This window comes from Kitasatospora sp. NPDC098652 (assembly GCF_044760155.1).
Classification (GTDB): Bacteria; Actinomycetota; Actinomycetes; order Streptomycetales; family Streptomycetaceae; genus Kitasatospora.
The window spans coordinates 127629-146853 of sequence record NZ_JBIWAQ010000017.1; the positions used below are offsets into that span (position 1 = coordinate 127629).

Sequence of the window (19225 nt, forward strand, 5' to 3'; positions counted from 1 at the left end):
CCATGTGCTGCGTTCATCCGCTGCGTTCATCTGCTGCGTTCAATCCGCTGGGGGCGCCCGATGCACACCCATCCGGCACGGGCCCTGGCCGTCTGTTCGCCAGGGCACGGCAGACTCCACCTCTTCGTCGGCGCGGAGGACGACACCGTACGGCACCAGGCCTTCGACGGCGGCTGGCACCCCTGGCGCACCCTGGACCGCCCCTGGCCCGCGCCCGGCACCCCCGGGGCCACCGGCGCCCCCGGGTTCAACTGGCTGAGCGCGACGGCGATGCTGGCCGACGACGGCGAGGTCTACTGCTTCGAGGTCAACCCCTGTCCGGCCTTCACCTACTACGAGTCCCACACCGGCCAGCCGATCGCCCGCGCCGTCGCCCGCGCACTCGCCCGGGGCTGACGAGGACAGGGAGCCCCGGGACTCTACGACTCGGCGAGGCGGGCCGCCAGCGCGTCCAGGCCGAGCGAGCCCTGGGCGAGGACGGTGCCGTGCCAGGCCCGGAGGTCGAAGGCGGCGCCCTGGCGGCGGCGGGCCTCCTCCCGGCCCCGCAGCCAGACCCGTTCGCCCAGCTTGTAGCCGATGGCCTGGCCGGGCCAGCCCAGGTAGCGGTCGATCTCGCTGCTGCGGCGTGGGAGTTCGCTGCCGTGGTGGGCGGCCATGAACGCGGTGGCGAGTTCCGGGGTCCAGCGCTCGCCGGGGTGGAAGCCGCTGTCGGCGGGGATGGCGAGTTCCAGGTGCATGCCCAGGTCCACGATCACGCGGATGATCCGGAGCATCTGCTTGTCCAGGTAGCCGAGCCGCCGGGCGGGGTCGGTGAGGAAGCCGAGTTCGTCCATCAGGCGCTCGGCGTACAGCGCCCAGCCCTCCTTGTCGGCGCTGACCGCGCCGAGGGTGATCTGGTAGCTGCTCAGCCGGTCGGCGGAGGCGGTCCAGCGGGCGGTCTGGAGGTGGTGGCCGGGGACGCCCTCGTGGTACCAGGTGCTGACGAGCTGCCAGGTCGGGAAGGACCGCCGGCCGAGGGTGGGCAGGTAGGTGCGGCCGGGGCGGCTGAAATCGAGGCTGGGGCCGGTGTAGTACGGCGCGCCCGAGCTGCCGGGCGGCGCGATCCTGGTCTCGACCCGGCGCAGCGGGCCGGAGATGTCGAAGTGGGTGCCGTCGAGGGCGTCGATCGCCTCGTCGACGACCTGCTGGAGCCAGGCGCGGACGTTCTCCTCGCCCTCGACGGCGTGGCCGTGCCGGTTGAGGTGGTCCATGGCGGCCCGGGGGCCGGCGCCGGGGAGGATGCGGTCCGCCTCGGTGTGCATCTCGGCGACCGTGCGGTGGAACTCCTCCCAGGCCCAGGCGTACGCCTCGGCCGGGTCGAGGTCGGCGCCGTTGGCCCAGCGGGCGGAGCGCAGGTAGCGCTCGCGGCCGACGGCGTCCGGGGTGCCGTCGGCGGCGGGCAGGTAGGTGTCGTGCAGCCAGTCGCGGAAGGCCGCGGTGGCGGCGGTGGCGCGGTCGGCGGCGGCGTCCAGTTCGGGGCGCAGCCGGGCGGGGGCGGCCGCGGTGAAGCCGTTGAACCAGCTCCCGCCGCCGGAACGGCCGGTCCAGGCGTCCAGTTGGGCGATGGTCGCGCGGGCCTGCCGGGGTGCGCTCAGCAGTCCCCGGGCGATGCCCTCGGTCAGGGTGGCGCGGTAACCGTCCAGCGCTCCGGGCACCTTGCGCAGCCGGCCGGCGACGGCCGCCCAGTGCTCCTCGGTCTCGGTGGGCATCATGGTGAGGACGCCGCGCACCTTGTGCAGCGGGGAGTTGACGTTGCGCAGCTGGCGGAAGTGGTCCCCGGCCTCGTGCACGGCGAGTTCGGCGGTCAGCCGCTCCCGCAGCAGCCGGGCGCAGTCCCGGTCCGCGCGGTCCGCCGCCCCGTGGTCGACACCGTCGAGCGCGGCCAGCGTCCGCCGCCCCAGTTCGGCGAGCGCCTCGAAGCCCTCCGGTGACAGGTCCGGCTGCCGGTCGTCCTCCGGGTGCAGGCCGAGTCTGGTCGAGGTCGCCGGGTCAAGTGCCGCGACCTGCGCGACGTACCGGTCGGCGATGCTGCGGGCGGACTCCGGCGTCTCGGGCATGCGCCCCATGCTGGCGCAGCGGCCGACCCGCCGTCCAGGGCGCCTCGGCTCCGGACGGCGGGTCGGCGGATCGGCGGGGCTGCGGGGCTGCGGGGCTGCGGGGCTGCGGGCTCAGCCCTGGCAGAGGCCGCGGCTGTAGTCGAAGGTCGCGGCGGCCTGGGAGTACTGCCACTGCGGGGCCAGCAGCTGCTGGTCCAGCTGCGCGGCGGCGGTGCGGTTCTCCACGACGTAGCCGAAGTCCTGGAGCCAGGCCGGGTAGAGGTTCTTGGAGCCGATGAAGAAGGCGGAGCCGTCGACCGAGACCAGCTTGTGGTGCAGTGCGTAGGGGTGGCCGTCGGCCCAGGTGGGGGCGGACGAGGCCCGGAACGGGGCGAGTTGGAGGTTGCGGCACATCGCGGTGCGGGCCTGCGCCGGGTCGCCGAGGCGGGCGGTGAGCCGGGCCGCGAGGGTGTCGCTGATCTCGTTCAGGGACTTGATCTGCGAGTAGCCGCCGCTGCCGACCGCGCCGCGGTTGCCGGGGTCGCTGACCACGATGCGGACCTTGACCCCGTCGGCGAGCTTGCCCGCGAGCAGGTCGAAGAGCCGGGCGTCGTAGCGGGGCATCGGCGGGCAGGTGCCGGTCATGTCCTGCTGGGAGATGTCGATCCGGCTGGCGGCGCCGGCGACCAGGGCGCGCAGCGCGTTCTCCTCGGGGTTGACCGTCTCGTAGTCGCGGTCGTCGTTGGTGCGGTCGGGCAGGCCGATCGGGCCGCACTTGACGTCCTCCGGCCGGGCCGTCCGGTCCGGGCGGTAGGCGGAGGCGGGGTCGGCGTCGCGGATGCCGACGCCCAGGCCGCCGATCGCGATCACCGGGACGCTGCCGGTGGCGGGCACCTGCCCGACCGCCGGGTTGCGGCGCTTCTCCAGGTCGGGGGTGCAGCTCGCGCCGTTCGTGGCGGCGAACCAGGCGGCCGAGAGCACCCCGGTGTTGCGGCAGGTCCAGTCCCACAGGGTGTCCAGGTACGCACCGGCGGAGGCGGCGGCCGGGCCGCTGAGTGCGAGGTCGACGTCGGTGACCGGGTGGGCGGTGTCGAGGTAGTCGCCCTTCCAGTTGTTGATGCCGCCGGTGATGACGCTCTGCCCGTCCACCACCAGCAACTTGGAGTGGTTCCAGGAGAACGCGGTCTTCGCGGTGGTCATCGAGGCCACCTCGATGGTGACGCGGCCGGCGGCGCCGCCGAGCCGGGCCACCAGGTCGTCCCGGTACTTGGACGGCAGCGCGGTGATGTTGAGCAGCGGCGCGGCCCCGGCGAGGACCCGCACGTGCGGGGTGTTCCCGGCGGCCACCGAGGCCTTGAGGCCGTCGGCGATGGCGTCCTGGAACGCACCGTCCGGGAAGGGGGCGAGGGTTGATATGTCGACGGTCCGGGTGGCCCGCCCGATGGTCTCCCGCATCCGGTCGAGCAGCTGCTTCGTGCCGGTGCGCTCGGTGCAGGAGGCGTCGCCCCAGCAGCCCGGCGTCTGCAGCAGCCACCCGCCCGGGTTCCCGGCCGGCGCGTCGAGCCGGTTGCCCGCCGTCCGCTGCCAGACCGTTCCCTCCAGCCCGGGCGACACCTGACGCAGCGTCCGCTCCACCGCGTCCAGGTACGGAGTGGCCTCGGCGGGCACGGTCGACGCCGGTGCGGTCGGCGCCGACACGGTCGACGACGGGGCGGTCGGCGCCGGGGCGGGAGCCGAATCGGCGAAGGCGGGAGCAACGGGCAGCACACCGACGGCGGCGGCGAGGGCCAGCGCGGTACCGGCCGAACGGCGGCGGCCGGAGCGGCGGGAATGAGGAGAGAGCACGTACGAGTCCTTCATGCGAGGCCGGGGACGTTCACCCGGACGACACCCTTAAATTACCTCAAAGTAACCATATCCGCTGTCAGGGTCCCATCAATTCCGTCAACTCGACCGCATACCAACCGATTTCACGTCGCATCACCCTGATGCCCACTCAGTTGCCGAAAGCAAAGAGACCTCCGCACCGATCCGGTGCGGAGGCGGTGCAGTTGACCAGCGCGGCGGCGCGGCAGCGTCGCCGGACGCAAAAAGGAGCCGGGGCCGACGCACCAAGTGCGCCGACCCCGGCTCCTACTGAGTAGCGGGGACAGGATTTGAACCTGCGACCTCTGGGTTATGAGCCCAGCGAGCTACCGAGCTGCTCCACCCCGCGTCGATGTCCCAACCATAGGCCACCCCCGGGCGAAAACGGAAATCGGTTTCCCGGCGGGCTCCTCGGCCTTCCCTTCCAGGCTCCCCGGCCCTCCCGTCTCCGGGGTTCGAGGGGCTCGTAGGAGCCCGAAGGGATTCGGTGCCCACAGCTGATCAGTCGTCGGTAGACGGGTGATCAACGCCGTCAGCAGATCCGCGGCAGCTGCTCGCCCATCGGCAGGTCCACGACCCGGGTGCCGCCGAAGCCGGTGCGGGCGACGACCATCCCCGGGTGGTCCTCGACGCACTCGCCGATCACCACCGCCTCCGCGCCCAGCGGGTGGGCCCGCATGGCGGCGAGCACGGCGTCCGCCTCGACGCGCGGGACGAAGGCCACCAGCTTGCCCTCGTTGGCGATGTACATCGGGTCCAGGCCCAGGACGGCGCAGGCGTTGGCCACCGGGTCCGGCACGGGGACGGCGCGTTCGCTCAGCACCACGCCCACCCCGGCCGCCGCCGCGATCTCGTTGAGCGCCGCCGCCAGCCCGCCCCGGGTGGGGTCCCGGAGCACGTGCAGGTCACGGGTCGCCCCGAGCATGGCTTCGACCAGTCCGCCAAGCGCCGCGCAGTCGCTGCGCACCTCGACCCCGAATTCCAGCCCCTCCCGAACGCTCATGATCGCCACCCCGTGCAGCCCGATCGGCCCGCTGACGATCACCACGTCGCCCGGGCGGGCCCGCTGCGGCCGGATGTCGACCCCGGCCGGGACGAGCCCGATGCCGGCGGTGTTCAGGTAGACGCCGTCGCCGTGCCCGGCCTCGACCACCTTGGTGTCGCCGGTGACCACCTCGACCCCGGCGGTGCGGGCGGCGGCGCCGAGCGCCCGGGCCACCCGGTCCACCACGGCCAGCTCCACCCCCTCCTCCAGGATGAAGCCGCAGGACAGGTAGGCCGCCCGGGCCCCGCTCATGGCCAGGTCGTTGACGGTGCCGTTGACGGCGAGGTCGCCGATGCAGCCGCCGGGGAAGAACAGCGGCCGCACCACGTAGGAGTCGGTGGAGAAGGCCAGCCGGGCGCCGCCCAGGTCGAGCACCGCGGAGTCGCCGAGACCGGCCAGCGCCCGGCTGCCGTAGGCGGGCGCGAAGATGTTCTCCACCAGCTCGGCGGACATCGCCCCGCCGCCGCCGTGCCCCATCACCACCCGGGGGTGGTCGCGCAGCGGCAGCGGGCAGCTCCAGCCGGCGAAGTCCGGCGCACCGGCCGAGCCAGGCGCACCGGCGCCGTCGGCCTGTTCGGTGAGCAGTTCGGTGTCAGCCAACGGGGCTCGCCTCCTGGACGGGGCTCGGCGTGCTCGACCCGGTCGGCGTGCTCAGCCGCCGGTAGAGGTAGTACGCGGCGCAGGCCCCCTCGCTGGAGACCATCGTGGCGCCGAGCGGGGTGCGCGGGGTGCAGACGGTGCCGAAGGCCTCGCACTGGTGGGGCTTGAGCAGCCCCTGGAGCACCTCGCCGGCCCGGCACTGGGCGGGTTCGCTGGTCCGGATGCCCCCGACGTCGAAGCGGTGCTCGGCGTCGTGGTCCCGGTAGCGCGGGGAGAGCCGCCAGCCGCTCTGCGGGATGACCCCGATGCCGCGCCAGGCCCGGTCGGTCACCTCGAAGACGTCCTCCAGCATGGCGCGGGCGGCCGGGTTCCCCTCCGGGCGGACGGCCCGCGGGTAGGCGTTGTCGACGGCGTGCTCGCCGCGCTCCAACTGCCGTACGGTGCGCCGGATCCCCTCCAGGATGTCGAGCGGCTCGAAGCCGGTGACGACGATCGGGACGCGGTGGCGTTCGGCGAGCGCGGGGTACTCGGCGGTGCCCATCACGCTGCACACGTGCCCGGCGGCCAGGAAGGCCTGGACCCGGCAGTCCGGCGATTCCATGATCGCATCGATCGCCGGGGGCACCCGGACGTGCGAGACCAGCATGCTGAAATTGCCCAGGCGCTGCTTGCGGGCCAGGTGGACGGCCATCGCGTTCGGCGGGGCGGTGGTCTCAAAGCCGATGCCGAAGAAGACCACCTCCCGGTCCGGGTTCTCCCGGGCGATCCGCAGCGCGTCGAGCGGCGAGTACACCACCCGGACGTCACCGCCCTCGGCCCGGACCCGGAACAGGTCGCGGTCGGTGCCGGGCACCCGCAGCATGTCGCCGAAGGAGCAGAAGACCACCCCCGGGCGGGCGGCGATGGCGAGCGCCCGGTCGATCACCTCCAGCGGGGTGACGCACACCGGGCACCCCGGACCGTGGATCAACTCGACCTCCTCCGGGAGGAGTTGGTCGATGGCGTGCCGGATGATGCTGTGCGTCTGTCCGCCGCAGACCTCCATCAGCGCCCAGGGCCGGGTGACCGTCGCCCTGATGTCGGCGAGCAGCCCCTCGGCCAGCTCGGGGTTGCGGAACTCCTCCAAGTACTTCACCGCCCCGCCTCCTCGACCGCCGCGGGCTGCCCCGCCGCCTCCCATGGATCGCCGAACTCCTCCTGCAGCAGCCCGAGTTCCTCGAACAGCTCCAGGGTCCGCCGGGCCGACTCCTCGTCCAGGCGCTGCAACGCGAACCCCACGTGGACGATGGCGTACTCCCCCACCGCCAGGTCGGGCAGGTACTCCAGGCAGACGTCCTTGACCACCCCGCCGAAGTCCATCACCGCCATCCTGGTCCCGTCGCGTTCCTCGATCTCCGTCACCCTGCCGGGCACTGCCAGGCACATCCGCTGTCACTCCTCCCGGGCGGCCGACGACCGGCCGGCCACCATCAGCTGGCCGAGCGCCAGCCCTCCGTCGTTGGGCGGCACCCGGCGGTGCCGCAGCACGGTGAAGCCGTCCTCCCCGAGGCCGCTCGCGCAGGCCGAGGAGAGCAGCGCGTTGGCGAAGACCCCGCCGCTCAGCGCCACCGTCGAAATCCCGTACTCCCGGCGGGCGTTCGCGCAGACCCGCCGGACGGCCCCGGCGACCGCGCCGTGGAAGCGGGCGGCGATCAGCCCGGTCGGCGCACCGGCCGCCAGGTCCGCCACCACCCCGGCCAGCACCGGCCCGGGTTCGACGGTCCAGCCGCCAGCGCGCTCCGCGAACCCGAAGGCGTAGCCCGCCGCCGGGCCGAACTCCACTGCGGCCGCCTCCAGTTCGATCGCCGCCTGGGCCTCGTACCCGGCCCGGTGGCAGACCCCGGCGAGCGAGGACACCGCGTCGAACAGCCGGCCCATGCTGGAGGTCGGCACGCAGTTCAACCCGCGCTCCAACTGCTGCTCCAGCAAGCGCAGTTCGCCTTCCGGGCAGGTCCGCACCGGCGGCAGCCCGGCCGCCCAGGGCAGCCCGGCGGCGCGCAGGTGGGCGAGCGCCGCCCGGTACGGGCGCTCGACCGCGGCATCGCCGCCCGGCAGCGGCACGTAGCCGAGGTGGGCGACGCGGCGGTACCCGTCGTAGTCGGCCAGCAGCAGCTCACCGCCCCAGATCGCGCCGTCCTCGCCGTAGCCGGTGCCGTCGAAAGCGACGCCGAGGACCGGCCGCCCGCCGTCCAAGCCGTGTTCGGCCAGGACGGCGGCGACGTGGGCGTGGTGGTGCTGCACCCGGCGCACCGGACGGCCGGCGGCGGTGCGCTCGGCGTGGTGCAGCGAGCGGTAGCCGGGGTGCCGGTCGGCGACCAGCAGTTCGGGCCGCACCCCGCTGACCAGGCCGAGCTGGTCCACCGCCCGGTCGAAGGCGCGCAGGGTGGCCAGGTCGTCCATGTCGCCGATGTGGCCGGACAGCCAGGCGTAGCCGTCGCGGGCGAGCGCGAAGGTGTTCTTGAGGTCGCCGCCGACCGCCAGCACCGGCCGCACGGGCACCGGCAGCGGGATCGGCAGCGGGGCGTACCCGCGCGAGCGGCGCAGCGGCAGCTGCTCGCCGTCCACCACCCGCACCACCGAGTCCTCGCAGGGCACGTGGATCGGCCGGTCGTGGGTGAGCCAGCCGTCGACCAGCGGGGCGAGCGCTTCGAGCGCGTGCCGGTCGTCGGTGACGATCGGCTCGCCGGAGAGGTTGGCGCTGGTCATCACCAGCAGGTCGGGCCCGGGCGCGGCGAGCAGCAGGTGGTGCAGCGGGGTGTACGGGAGCATCACCCCGAGGTCGGGGCTGCCCGGGGCGACGGCCGGGAGGTCCGCGGCGAAGCCCCCGGGGCGGCGCAGCAGGACGATGGGCCGGACGGCGCCGGTGAGCAGTTCCCGTTCGACCGGCCCGACCGGGACGAGCGCCTCCACGGTGGCGAGGTCGCGGGCCATCACGGCGAAGGGCTTGTCGCCGCGTCGCTTGCGCCGCCGCAGCAGGGCGACGGCCGCGGCGTCGCGCGCGTCGCAGGCCAGGTGGTAGCCGCCGATGCCCTTGACGGCGAGCACCGCCCCGTCGGCGAGCAGCCGCCGGGCCTGCGCCAGGGCATCCTCGCCGCCGAGCCCGCCGAGGCCGCCGAGCTCACCGGGTTCGGCGCGTCCGCGCAGCGTGAGAGCGAGCTGCGGCCCGCAGGCGTGGCAGGCCACGGGCTGGGCGTGGAAGCGGCGGTCGGCCGGGTCGGTGTACTCCCGGGCGCAGTCCGCGCACATCGGGAAGCCCGCCATGGTGGTGTTGGCCCGGTCGTAGGGCAGGCCGGTGACGATGGTGTGCCGGGGGCCGCAGTTGGTGCAGCTGATGAACGGGTGGCGGTGGCGCCGGTCGGCCGGGTCGGTGAGTTCGGCCAGGCAGTCGGCACAGACGGCGACGTCGGGCGGGATCAGGGTGGCCCGGGGCCCGTCGGTGCGGGAGGGGGTGATGGCGAACCCGGTGGCGCCGGTGGCGGCGAGCGGCGCGTGCTCGACGGAGGCGACCTGGGCGAGCGGCGGCGCGTCGGCGGCCACCCGGCGGCAGAACGCGTCCAGGGCGGCCGGGCTGCCCTCGACCTCGGCGAGGACGCCCTCCCCGGTGTTGGTGACGCTGCCGGCCAGCCCGAGCTCCCCGGCCAGTGCGAAGACGAAGGGCCGGAAGCCGACGCCCTGCACCAGCCCCCGGACGGCGACCCGCCGCCGTTCACGGTCGAGCGCCGTCACGGCGTCCCCGGCACCGCGTGCGAGTACTCCGCGTCCGAGTGCCCCGGCTGCCCGACGTGCGCGTGCCCCCCGTGTGCGTGACCGCCGTGCGCGTGCTCGCCCTGCCCGGCCGCCATCACCGGCCGGTGCGGCGCCGCGCCGTCCAGCACCGCGAGCGCCCGGTCCAGCAGCGCCCCCACGCCGTCCCCGGTCCGGGCCGAGGTGGGCACCACCTCCACCCCGGGGTTGACCCGCTGGACGTTCGCCAGGAACGCCGCCTCGTCGAACTCGGCCGCCGCCGCGAGGTCCGCCTTGGTCACCAGGACCAGGTTGGCCAGCCCGAACGCGGTCGGGTACTTGAGCGGCTTGTCCTCGCCCTCGGTGACCGAGGCGAGCACGACCCGCAGCGATTCGCCGAGGTCGTAGGAGGCCGGGCAGACCAGGTTGCCGACGTTCTCCACGAACAGCAGCCGGCAGTCCTGCGGCAGCCAGCCGTCCAGGTGCCCGGCGAGCATCCGCGCCTCCAGGTGGCAGAGCCCGTCCGTGAGCACCTGCTTCACCGGTGCGCCCGAACGGGCGAGCCGCAGCGCGTCGTTCTCGGTGGCGAGGTCGGCGGTGAGCGCGGCGACCGGGATCCCGCGCCGCCGGGCCAGCCCCAACTCGGCTTCCAGCAGGGCGGTCTTGCCGCTGCCGGGGCTGGAGAGCAGGTTGACGGCGACCGTCCTGCGGGCGGTCAGCGCGGCCCGCAGCTCGTGGGCGCTGTCGTCGTTGCGGGCGAGCACCGCCCGGCGGAGGTCGACCGTGTGGCCCGACTGGCACATCGGTTTCAGCCTTTCTGTTCGGCCGGGACGCCGGGGCCCGCGGCCCACTCGACGTCGAGGATCTGGAGCTCGCGCCCGGCGAGCAGCTCGACGCCCACGCCGGAGCGGCAGTCCGGGCACCCGAGGTCCGGCGGCATGCCGACGGCCCACTCGACGGCGCAGGGCGAGCAGCGGGCTCGTGCCGCGACGGACTCGGTGTCCAGCACCGCGCCCTCCACCAGCGTTCCGGCGCAGGCGAGTTCGAAGCAGAAGTCGAGGGCCTCCGGCACCACGCCCGCCAACTCGCCGACCTGCAGCCGGACCCGGGACACGCCGGGGGCCCGGTGTTCGCGCGCGGCCGTGTCCACCTGCTCGACGACGGCGGCGGCGATCGACATCTCGTGCATCGGTCCCTTCCCACGGCGGGCGGCAACGCGCCCCATTACAGGGGTCGGTGGCGGCCACGGCTCGAAGCCGCGCCGCCACCCGGTCCGGGGCTGCACCGTTCGCAGCAATCCGCGGCTCACATCCGCGAGATCCTCAGGTACCGCTTGAGGTCCGGCAGGCTCTGCCAGACCAGCGCGCCGATCCCCGCCAGCAGGGCGGCGCAGAACAGTTTCCTCAGCATGGTGTTGTCCTCCTCTCGGGCTCCGCACTCGACCGCTCGGGCCCGATACTCGACGCACCCGACACTTCCGACGCACTCGACGCCACCGGGCGCACCGCCTCCTCGACGGCCTCCAGCACCATCCGCACGGCCCCGTCCACGGCGGCGGCCACCGGATCGCTCAGCCCGATGCCCTCCTCCAGCGAGGCCGGCTCGCACCCGACCACCAGCACCCGCCCGGGCGGTTCGGCCCCGGTGCCGGCGGCCAGCGTGGCGAGCAGGCCGAGCACGGCGTCCGGTCCCATCCGGTGGCCGTCCAGCGCGGGCACCTCCAGCGGCTCGGCGGCCGCCTCGATGAGGTAGAGGGTGCCGGGCGGGCCGCCCCGGCAGGTGGCGTCCACCAGCACCGCCGTCCGGTAGCCGTCGAGCAGCCGGTACGCGAGGTCGACGCCGCGCACCCCGACGTCGACCGCCTCGACGCCGTCCGGCAGCTCGACGCCGGCCAGCCGACGGACGGTCTCCACGCCGAAGCCGTCGTCGCCGAGGAAGATGTTGCCGACCCCGGCGACCAGCACCGCCCCTCCGGTCACGACTCCTCCAGCGGGGCGACCTCGTCCGGCTGGAAGTAGCGGAAGCGCCCCTGGGCCCGCCACAGGTCGGCGCCCGGGTCGTCCTCGACCGTGACGGCGAGGTGCACCGAGCCGTCCACGTCGTGCAGCACCGCCTCGACGACGGCGGTCCGCCCGTCCAGGAAGAGGTCCTGGGCGTCGGTGCGCCGCCGCCCGGGCCGCAGCAGTACCCGGCTGCCCGCGCCGACCGGCCGGCCGTCGACCAGCACCTTGTCCCGCTCGGGGTCGACCTCCGGGTCACTGCCCGGATCCCACCAGGGCTGGTCGGAGTCCGCCCCGGAGCCGGTGATCGCGCGCAGGCCGCGGACGGCGCCGTGCAGCCGCTCCAGCACCTCGGGCGGCATGGAATCGGCGAGGTCGATCACCGCCCCGGCCCGGTCGTCGGTGCCCCGCGCCTCGCGCTTCTCCTCCTCGGTCAGCGCCGCCGTGCGCAGGGCCAGGATCTCGTCGATCTCGGTGGCGTCGTAGAGGGTGCCGAGGCTCTCCGGGGCGATCCGCGGGTGGTCCTCCAGGATGATCGGCGAGGACAGCATCACCTGGTACCCGCCGTCCGGTCCGGCCAGCACCGGCCAGGTGCGGTCGTTGCGGCAGCGTTCGACGGCCGGGCGGGCCCACTCGGGCGGGTCGGTGACCGAGACGAAGCGGCCGTGCTCCAGCCCGAGCAGCAGGTGGGCGGAGACCAGCGAGCGCGCCAGCGCCTCCTCGCGCCCGGTCTTGCGGCGCGGTGTCCAGCCGGAGACGTTCTCCACCTCGACGGTCAGCCGCTGCGCCCGGTACGGGCCGGACAGTTCCTCGATCCGCAACCGGACCAGCCCGTCGACCTGTTCGCGCCGCCGTACCAGCCGGCCGACGGCACTGCCGTGCTCGTGCACCAGCTCGGTGGAGCCGACGCCCGGCAGCCGGAAGTCGCGCTGCACCCCGGCACCGGCCAACTCCTCGACGGGCACGAGCAGTTCGATCCGCTCCTCAGCGCCCTCGTCCCATTCGACCAGCACCCGGTCGGCCAGCTCCAGCCGTTCCACCGGCTCGAACCCGCCGTCGGCGGTGGCCCGTTCGACGGTTCGCCGCTGGACCCGCAGGAAGCGCAGCTCCACCGCGAGCCGGTCGTCCCGCCGCGCCTCCATGACGCATTCGGTGCGCTGGTGCGAGTGCTCGCCGCCCTGCCGGGTGTACTCGGGCGGCACCAGCACGCCGAACTGCCAGCGCAGTTGGTTCTTGGCCGCCGACGCGCGGTACGGGTAGAGCACGTAGCCCTCCAGCAGCACCGCGTCGGCGATCTGCCGGGCGGCCGCGAAGCCGCGCTCGATCCCCTCGGGCAACTCGACCGTGAGCCCGCTCACCGGACCCCCTCCCCGACGGCCGCGGTCGCGAGCAGGTCGCGCACCGTCGCCTCCCAGGAGGGCAGCGCCCGCCGGGAGCGGTGCGCCAGCAGCGCGTCCATCAGGTCCTCCGGCAGCCGCAGCCAGCCGCAGCCGGGGAAGTGTTGGTCGACGGCCTCGCGCCAGACCCGGACCGGCATCCGCACCCGGGCCTCCTGGTTCCAGGGCACCGGGGTGACCTGGAACCCGCCGGGCCCGGCGAAGGCGGTGCCGGAGAAGAGCAGCAGCAGCGGCACCTCGCCGCCCTCCAGGGCCCGGAAGTACCGGGCGCAGGCCACCTCCAGGTCGTAGCTGCACGGCACCACGAGGTCGGCCTCGGTCTCGCCGGTGAAGCCGGGCACCAGCAGCGGCACGGTGGCGAACTGGATCGGGTTGAGCGTGCTCCCCCAACGCTCCCGCTCCCCGAACAGGTCACCCAGCCGTTCCCCCTCGGCCTCGCCGTACGGCCGGCGGGCGGGTTCGATCCGCAGCTGGCACTGGAGGGCGAGGGCGTGCACCCGGGTGTCGGCGGGCCCGGTGATCCGCAGCCGGAACACCAGGGTGGGCCCGGCCGCGTACGGGTCGGAGCGCACCCCGGTGCAGGCGAAGCCGAGCGTCGTCACGCCGTCACCGCCGCGGGGAGCGGGCGGGCCCGGAGGGCCAACCGGCCGAAGAAGGCGTCGAGTTCGGCCCGGGCCTCGGCGCCGCCGTCGAAGCCGTGCCAGCACCGGCGGAGCCGGCCGACCAGCTCGTAGCAGACGTCGATCGGCACCAGGTAGCAGGCGACCCGGCCCTCGGTGCGGCGCAGCAGCAGCGCCTCCACCTCCGGTTCCAGGGCGGCGGCCAGTCGGCTGGTGCCGAGGGCGCGCTGCCAGGCCTCCTCGTCCACCTCGCTCTCGGTGGCGCCGGCCGGGCCGGGGTAGAAGGCGAGCAGCCGGTCCAGCACGGCGTTGCGGAACAGGAAGACGGTGCCGACCGGGACGCCGAGCACCGACCAGACCCGCTCGTCCGGCGCGCCGTCCGGGTCGACCAGGAAGCGGTCGGGCACCGTGCGGTAGCGGCCGCCGGCCGCACCCTCCTGCTGGAACAGCAGGCCGCAGGCGGTGCAGGTGCAGGCCAGGGCTCGTTCCTCGACGTCCACCAGGTGGCGGTGGCCGGGCGGCAGGTCGCGGCCGCAGAGGCCGCACTGCTCGGGCCGCGGGGGTGCCGGCTCGCGCAGCCGGCGCAGCAGGGCGGTCCCGTCCCGGGAGACCCTCCGGGTGTTCATCACGCCTCCGCGGGCTGGGGCGGACGGGTGCCGATCTGGAGCAGCTGCGGGGCGCGCTCCAGTTCCAGGGCCGTCACCTCGGGGGCGTGGCAGGCGAGGGCAGCCTCCACCTCCGGCTCGCCGCAGCCGCAGCCGGAGGCGGTCCGGCGCAGCCGCAGGGCGCCGGTCTCCGGGGTGAAGCCGAGCACCTCGATCCGCTCGGGCAGGTTGGCGAGCGCCCGGTCGATCCGGGCGGTGACGTCCTCGGGGTGGAGGTCGTGCAGGAGCAGCAGTCCGGCCACCGCCGGGTCGTCCAGCATCCGTTCCAGGGCGGGCGGGGGCAGCGCGGGGACCAACCGGGCCAGGCCCTCGCCGTAGAACTCCATGAGCTCGCGGACGAGTTGCTCGCCGGCCTGCTCGGCGCCGCTGCCGGCCAGGGCGTCCAGGGCCTGCTGGATCCGCTGCCCGGTCTGTTCGGCCGTCATGCGGTGAGCCCGCTCAGGCCGGTGGGCACGTGCATGGTCTTGAGGGTGCGGCCGTTGCCGACGTACATGTGCACGCCGCAGGGCAGACAGGGGTCGAAGCTGCGCACGGCGCGCATGATGTCGATGCCCTTGAAGTTCTCCGGGGAGTTCTCCTCGAAGATCGGCGTGTTCTGCACCGCGTCCTCGTACGGGCCGGGGGTGCCGTAGCTGTCGCGCACGCTGGCGTTCCACGGGGTGGGCGGGTACGGGTGGTAGTTGGCGATCTTGCCGTCGCGGATCACCATGTGGTGCGAGAGCACGCCGCGGACGGCCTCGGTGAAGCCGCAGCCGATCGACTCGTCCGGCACCTCGAAGCGCTCCCAGGTCTGGCTGCGCCCGGCGCGGACCTCGTCGAGCGCCTTCTCGGCGAAGTGCAGGGCGGCGGCCGCCGCGTAGGCCTGGAAGTAGGTGCGGGCGCGGTTGCGCTCGATGGCGTTGCTCCACTGCGGGATCTTCCACTCGAAGGTGACCTCGGGCTTGGTCATCGAGCGGGGCAGGTTGATCCGCACGCTGTGGCCGGTGGCCTTGATGTAGCCGATGTCGACCAGGCCGGACAGGGCGGTGGACCACAGCCGGGCGATCGGGCCGCCGCCGGTGTCGAGGGCGAGGTGCTCCTTGCCGTCGAACCAGCGCGGGGACATCACCCAGCTGTACTTGTCGTCGAAGTTGCGCTTCTGCGGCTGCGGGATGGTGTGCTGGTTCCACGGGTGCCGGGGGTCGACGGGGTTGCCCAGCGGGTCGTGGGTGACGAACAGTTCCTTGCCCTGCCAGTCCTCGTAGTAGGAGCTGCCGAGCAGGATCCGGATGCCGAGGTTGATCTCGGTGAGGTCGTTGGTGACGAGCTTGCCGTCGACCACGACGCCGGGGGTGACGAACATCCGCCGCCCCCAGTCCGTCATGTTCCGGTACGTGAAGTCGCAGTGGTCCGGGTCGTTGAGGCTGCCCCAGCAGCCGAGCAGGACGCGGCGCCGGCCGACCTCCTCGTAGCCGGGCAGGGCCTGGTAGAAGAAGTCGAAGAGGTCGTCGTGCAGCGGCACGACCTTCTTCATGAACTCGACGTAGCGCATCAGCCGGGTCAGGTAGTCGGTGAACAGCTGCACGGTGGCGACGGTGCCGACGCCGCCCGGGTAGAGCGTGGAGGGGTGCACGTGGCGGCCCTCCATCAGGCAGAACATCTCCCGGGTGTAGCGGCTTACCTGGAGCGCCTCGCGGTAGAACTCGCCCTCGATCGGGTTGAGCGAGCGCATGATGTCGGCGATGGTCTTGTAGCCGTGGTCGCCGGCGTGCGGGGCCTCGGTGCGTTCGGCCAGTTCCAGGACGCCGGGGTTGGTCTCGCGGACCATCTTCTCGCAGTAGTCGACCCCGACCAGGTTCTCCTGGAAGATGTTGTGGTCGAACATGTACTCGGCCGCCTCGCCGAGGTTGATGATCCACTCCCCCAGGTGCGGGGGCTTCACGCCGTACGCCATGTTCTGGGCGTAGACCGAGCAGGTGGCGTGGTTGTCGCCGCAGATCCCGCAGATCCGGCTGGTGATGAAGTGGGCGTCGCGCGGGTCCTTGCCGCGCATGAAGACGCTGTAGCCGCGGAAGACCGACGAGGTGCTGTAGCACTCCGCGACCCGCTTCTGCTTGAAGTCGATCTTCGTGTGGATGCCCAGGCTGCCCACGATCCGGGTGATCGGGTCCCACGACATCTCGGTCAGGCCGCTGCCGTCGCCGGCCGCCCTGGTCATCGGTGTTGCCATCGTCTCTGGGTGTCCTTGTCTAGGGGTCTACGGGTTGGGCGGGTTCGACGGGCCGGGCGGTGGCCGACGCGGGCCGCACACCGGGAGGTGTGCGGCCCTCCCCGGTCACCAGGGCGGGCGGTAGCCCGTGGTCAGGTGGCTCCCGGGGCGGCGCCACTTCGGTTCCTTGTCGACGGTCTTCTGGGTGATCCCGCGCAGCCGGCGGATCAGCGAGCCGTACGCGGCGCTGGCACCGGTCGAGATGTGCGAGCCGGGCGGCGGGTCCATGAAGGGCATGAACTTGTCGGGGAAGCCCGGCATGGTGCAGGCGATGCAGATGCCGCCCACGTTCGGGCAGCCGCCGACGCCGTTGATCCAGCCGCGCTTGGCGACGTTGCACTTGACGACGGGGCCCCAGCAGCCCAGCCGCACCAGGCACTCGGGGGTGCCGTAGTCGGTGGCGAACTGGCCCTGCTCGTAGTACCCGCCGCGGTCGCAGCCCTCGTGCACGGTGGCGCCGAACAGCCAGGCGGGCCGCAGCTTGTCGTCCAGCGGGATCATCGGCGCCGAGCCCGCCAGTTGGTACAGCAGGTAGGTGAGCGTCTCGGCGAAGTTGTCGGGCTGGATCGGGCAGCCCGGCACGCAGACGATCGGCAGCCCGGCCTTGGACTTCCAGTCCCAGCCGAGGTAGTCCGGCACGCCCATCGCGCCGGTCGGGTTGCCGGCCATCGCGTGGATGCCGCCGTACGTGGCGCAGGTCCCGATCGCCACCACGGCGGTCGCCTTGGAGGCGAGCCGGTCCAGCCACTCACTGGTGGTGATGGGCTGGCCGGTGGCGGGGTCGTCGCCGAAGCCGCACCAGTAGCCCTCCTTCTTGATCTTCTCGTTGGGGATCGACCCCTCGACGACCAGCACGAAGGGTTCGAGCTCGCCGCGGTCGGCCTTGAAGAACCACTCGACGAAGTTGTCGGCGCCCTGGACCGGTCCGCACTCGAAGTCGATCAGCGGCCAGTGCACCGCGATCTTCGGCAGACCGGGCAGCGCGCCGGTGACGATCTCCTCGATGCTCGGCTGCATCGCGGCGGTCAGCGAGACGGAGTCCCCGTCGCAGCTGAGGCCGGCGTTGATCCAGAGAATGTGCACCACGTCGGTGTCGGTTGTTGCAGCACCCATGAGGATGCCTCCTCGGGGATGGGAGCCGGACGAAAATGGCTCGGACCAGTCATAGCAACGCTTCGGGCCTTCCGCCGGTCCACCGGCCCGGCGGGACCGCCCGGCGCGCGCAAGCCGGACCGGCCGTTCGGGTCACGGCGCGGCGCGGAGCCCGGCGGGCACCGGCTGCTTGCGCACGAACGCGGACCGCAGCGCGTGGTACGGCGATTCGGGTGTGAAGAACTGCCGGCGCATCACCGCGAGTTCCTCCGCCCGGTACGCCTCCAGCGGCTTCGCCCGCTCGTCGGCCTCGCGCGCCGCCTTCTTCGCCGCGATCCGCCGGTGGAGGGACGGCGAGGCGGCCAGCAGCCCCGCCAGCCGGGCCGTGTGCGCCCCGAACTCCTCCGGTCCGGCGCCGATCACCCGGTCGACCAGGCCGATCCGCTCGGCGGCCGCCGCGGACACCGGCAGGGCCCGCTCGGTCAGCCGCTCCGCCTGCGCCGCGCCCACCCGGCGCGGCAGGGTGTACGTCCAGTACTCCGAGCCGTGCAGCCCCATCAGCCGGTAGTGCGGGTTGAGCACCGAACCGGCCCGGCACCACACCTCGTCGGCGGCCAGCGCCAGCATCACCCCGCCGGCCGCGGCGTTCCCGCCGACGGCGGCGACCACCAGCCGGTCGGTGGTGGTGAGCACCCCGGCGACCAGGTCGTCCATCGCGGTGATGTTCGCCCAGGACTCGGCGGCCGGGTCCGGCGCGGCCTCGATCACGTTGAGGTGGATGCCGTTGGAGAAGAAGTCCCGGCCGCCGCCGAGCACCAGCACCGAGGTCGGGCGGCCGAGCGCGAAGCGGTACGCGGCCAGGAGCCGGCGGCAGTGCTCCGCGGACATCGCCCCGCCGGGGAAGGAGAACCGCAGGAAGCCCACCGGGCCGTCCTCGCGGTAGCCCAGGTCCGACCAGCCCGGGTGCTCGCCCTCGTCCGCCGTCAGCGGTGCCGGGTGCTCCGGCAGGGGCGGCAGCAGGGCGCCGAGCGCGATCACCGCCGGGAGCTTGACCGTCGCGGGCCCGCCCGGCGTGCGGCGGCGGCGCAGTTCGGGGAGCCACACTGCGCCGTCCGGGGTGGCCCGGCACACCGCGCCGGCCCGGGTGGCGAGCAGCTCGCCCGGGCGTCCGCGCAGCAGCGGCTCCCGGTGGCCGCCGTGCAGGTACCACTCGGCGCCGCACAGCACGTCCAGCACTCCGGGCCGGGAGTCCGCGGCGCGGAGCCGGCGCAGCACCTCCTCGGTGGGGTCGGCCGTCCAGTCGATCCGGCGCTCCTCCTGGCGCAGCGACGGCCGGGTGCACACCGTCCCGTGCCAGCCGGGGCCGTACTGCGGCTGCGGGGTGTACGTGCCGGAGGCGAAGCGCTCCACGGCGAGCAGCGCGGCCGTGACGGCCGCGTCGGAGACCTCGTTGCGGTAGAGGTCGCTCTTGCCGCGCTCCGGCAAGCGGCAGGGCGCCCAGGCCCAGACCGGTCCGGCGTCCATCTCCGCCTCGGCCTGGAGCACCGTGACGCCCCATTCGGTGCGGCCCTCCTGGACCGCCCGGTCCAGCGAGGACGGGCCGCGGTCGCCCGGCGGGCCGGGGTGGACGACCAGGCAGGTGAGCTCGGCCCAGAGCGTGCGCGGGATCGCGCTGCGAAGCATCGGCGCGAGCACCAGCTCCGGTCGCAGCCGGGCCACCGTCGCCAGCAACTCCTCGTCATCACCTGCCAGTTGGACATCGACACGGTGACCGCGGTCGCGCAGTTCGGCGTGCAGCCGCTGGCTCAGGCTGTTGAACGCGCTGGCGAGGAGCAGGATCCGCATGTCCGCCTCC

The 19225-nt window shown here is 73.9% G+C and carries 18 protein-coding genes and 1 tRNA gene; 1 reads left to right on the forward strand and 18 read right to left on the reverse strand.

Annotated features, from left to right (window positions below; all coding sequences use genetic code 11):
* Positions 1-60: 60 nt before the first annotated feature.
* Positions 61-396: a hypothetical protein gene (locus ACIQWA_RS29930; RefSeq protein ID WP_402487768.1), complete on the forward strand. Its 336-nt coding sequence runs from the start codon at positions 61-63 to the stop codon at positions 394-396.
* A gap of 23 nt (positions 397-419) precedes the next feature.
* Here the strand turns inward: ACIQWA_RS29930 and ACIQWA_RS29935 are convergent, their stop codons facing one another.
* The 18 genes from ACIQWA_RS29935 to ACIQWA_RS30020 form a co-directional block, all read right to left on the reverse strand.
* Positions 420-2096, reverse strand: coding sequence for a DUF885 domain-containing protein (locus ACIQWA_RS29935; RefSeq protein WP_402487770.1), 1677 nt, complete (start codon positions 2094-2096; stop codon positions 420-422).
* A 111-nt stretch (positions 2097-2207) separates the two neighbouring features.
* Entirely contained in the window at positions 2208-3920 is a 1713-nt protein-coding gene (locus ACIQWA_RS29940) for a phospholipase (RefSeq protein WP_402487772.1), read from the reverse strand.
* 296 nt (positions 3921-4216) lie between these two features.
* Positions 4217-4290 (reverse strand) — tRNA-Met (locus ACIQWA_RS29945).
* Between the two features lie 183 nt (positions 4291-4473).
* A complete protein-coding gene (hypE, locus tag ACIQWA_RS29950; RefSeq protein WP_402487840.1) occupies positions 4474-5571 on the reverse strand; it encodes a hydrogenase expression/formation protein HypE in 1098 nt (365 codons plus the stop codon).
* A 7-nt stretch (positions 5572-5578) separates the two neighbouring features.
* Positions 5579-6721 carry a hydrogenase formation protein HypD gene (hypD, locus tag ACIQWA_RS29955; RefSeq protein WP_402487774.1) on the reverse strand — a complete coding sequence of 381 codons (1143 nt, stop codon included), beginning with the start codon at positions 6719-6721 and terminating at the stop codon, positions 5579-5581.
* Positions 6718-7011: a HypC/HybG/HupF family hydrogenase formation chaperone gene (locus ACIQWA_RS29960; RefSeq protein ID WP_360236827.1), complete on the reverse strand. Its 294-nt coding sequence runs from the start codon at positions 7009-7011 to the stop codon at positions 6718-6720. The genes hypD and ACIQWA_RS29960 overlap by 4 nt, the downstream gene beginning before the upstream one ends.
* A gap of 6 nt (positions 7012-7017) precedes the next feature.
* Entirely contained in the window at positions 7018-9351 is a 2334-nt protein-coding gene (gene hypF / locus ACIQWA_RS29965; protein ID WP_402487777.1) for a carbamoyltransferase HypF, read from the reverse strand.
* Positions 9348-10151, reverse strand: coding sequence for a hydrogenase nickel incorporation protein HypB (gene hypB, locus ACIQWA_RS29970; RefSeq protein WP_402487779.1), 804 nt, complete (start codon positions 10149-10151; stop codon positions 9348-9350). Before hypB ends, hypF begins: the two co-directional genes overlap by 4 nt.
* 5 nt (positions 10152-10156) lie before the next feature.
* Positions 10157-10537, reverse strand: coding sequence for a hydrogenase maturation nickel metallochaperone HypA (gene hypA / locus ACIQWA_RS29975; protein ID WP_402487781.1), 381 nt, complete (start codon positions 10535-10537; stop codon positions 10157-10159).
* Between the two features lie 116 nt (positions 10538-10653).
* Positions 10654-10758, reverse strand: coding sequence for a DUF6893 family small protein (locus tag ACIQWA_RS29980; protein WP_380397724.1), 105 nt, complete (start codon positions 10756-10758; stop codon positions 10654-10656).
* The gene (locus ACIQWA_RS29985) at positions 10752-11327 is read right to left on the reverse strand and encodes a hydrogenase maturation protease (protein WP_402487783.1); all 576 of its coding nucleotides are present in this window, start codon (positions 11325-11327) and stop codon (positions 10752-10754) included. Before ACIQWA_RS29985 ends, ACIQWA_RS29980 begins: the two co-directional genes overlap by 7 nt.
* The gene (locus ACIQWA_RS29990; protein ID WP_402487785.1) at positions 11324-12706 is read right to left on the reverse strand and encodes a hypothetical protein; all 1383 of its coding nucleotides are present in this window, start codon (positions 12704-12706) and stop codon (positions 11324-11326) included. Before ACIQWA_RS29990 ends, ACIQWA_RS29985 begins: the two co-directional genes overlap by 4 nt.
* On the reverse strand, positions 12703-13347 hold the full coding sequence (locus ACIQWA_RS29995; protein WP_360236845.1) for a DUF6084 family protein: 645 nt from the start codon (positions 13345-13347) through the stop codon (positions 12703-12705). The genes ACIQWA_RS29990 and ACIQWA_RS29995 overlap by 4 nt, the downstream gene beginning before the upstream one ends.
* A complete protein-coding gene (locus tag ACIQWA_RS30000; RefSeq protein WP_402487787.1) occupies positions 13344-13991 on the reverse strand; it encodes a DUF5947 family protein in 648 nt (215 codons plus the stop codon). The genes ACIQWA_RS29995 and ACIQWA_RS30000 overlap by 4 nt, the downstream gene beginning before the upstream one ends.
* On the reverse strand, positions 13991-14455 hold the full coding sequence (locus tag ACIQWA_RS30005) for a thioredoxin (protein ID WP_402487789.1): 465 nt from the start codon (positions 14453-14455) through the stop codon (positions 13991-13993). Before ACIQWA_RS30005 ends, ACIQWA_RS30000 begins: the two co-directional genes overlap by 1 nt.
* Positions 14452-16239: a nickel-dependent hydrogenase large subunit gene (locus tag ACIQWA_RS30010; protein WP_402487791.1), complete on the reverse strand. Its 1788-nt coding sequence runs from the start codon at positions 16237-16239 to the stop codon at positions 14452-14454. Before ACIQWA_RS30010 ends, ACIQWA_RS30005 begins: the two co-directional genes overlap by 4 nt.
* Before the next feature lie 105 nt (positions 16240-16344).
* A complete protein-coding gene (locus ACIQWA_RS30015) occupies positions 16345-17391 on the reverse strand; it encodes a hydrogenase expression protein HypE (RefSeq protein WP_402487793.1) in 1047 nt (348 codons plus the stop codon).
* A 132-nt stretch (positions 17392-17523) separates the two neighbouring features.
* The gene (locus tag ACIQWA_RS30020) at positions 17524-19215 is read right to left on the reverse strand and encodes an enoyl-CoA hydratase-related protein (protein ID WP_402487795.1); all 1692 of its coding nucleotides are present in this window, start codon (positions 19213-19215) and stop codon (positions 17524-17526) included.
* Between the last annotated feature and the right edge of the window lie 10 nt (positions 19216-19225).

Bases quoted from the DNA above. Each gene is read 5' to 3' on its own strand.
- ACIQWA_RS29930 (WP_402487768.1), top strand. From the start codon at position 61: ATGCACACCCATCCGGCACGGGCCCTGGCCGTCTGTTCGCCAGGGCAC.
- ACIQWA_RS30015 (WP_402487793.1), bottom strand. From the start codon at position 17,391: ATGGGTGCTGCAACAACCGACACCGACGTGGTGCACATTCTCTGGATC.
- ACIQWA_RS30010 (WP_402487791.1), bottom strand. From the start codon at position 16,239: ATGGCAACACCGATGACCAGGGCGGCCGGCGACGGCAGCGGCCTGACC.
- ACIQWA_RS29960 (WP_360236827.1), bottom strand. From the start codon at position 7,011: ATGTGCCTGGCAGTGCCCGGCAGGGTGACGGAGATCGAGGAACGCGAC.
- ACIQWA_RS29935 (WP_402487770.1), bottom strand. From the start codon at position 2,096: ATGCCCGAGACGCCGGAGTCCGCCCGCAGCATCGCCGACCGGTACGTC.
- hypB (WP_402487779.1), bottom strand. From the start codon at position 10,151: ATGTGCCAGTCGGGCCACACGGTCGACCTCCGCCGGGCGGTGCTCGCC.
- ACIQWA_RS30020 (WP_402487795.1), bottom strand. From the start codon at position 19,215: ATGCGGATCCTGCTCCTCGCCAGCGCGTTCAACAGCCTGAGCCAGCGG.
- ACIQWA_RS30000 (WP_402487787.1), bottom strand. From the start codon at position 13,991: ATGAACACCCGGAGGGTCTCCCGGGACGGGACCGCCCTGCTGCGCCGG.
- hypA (WP_402487781.1), bottom strand. From the start codon at position 10,537: ATGCACGAGATGTCGATCGCCGCCGCCGTCGTCGAGCAGGTGGACACG.
- ACIQWA_RS30005 (WP_402487789.1), bottom strand. From the start codon at position 14,455: ATGACGGCCGAACAGACCGGGCAGCGGATCCAGCAGGCCCTGGACGCC.
- ACIQWA_RS29980 (WP_380397724.1), bottom strand. From the start codon at position 10,758: ATGCTGAGGAAACTGTTCTGCGCCGCCCTGCTGGCGGGGATCGGCGCG.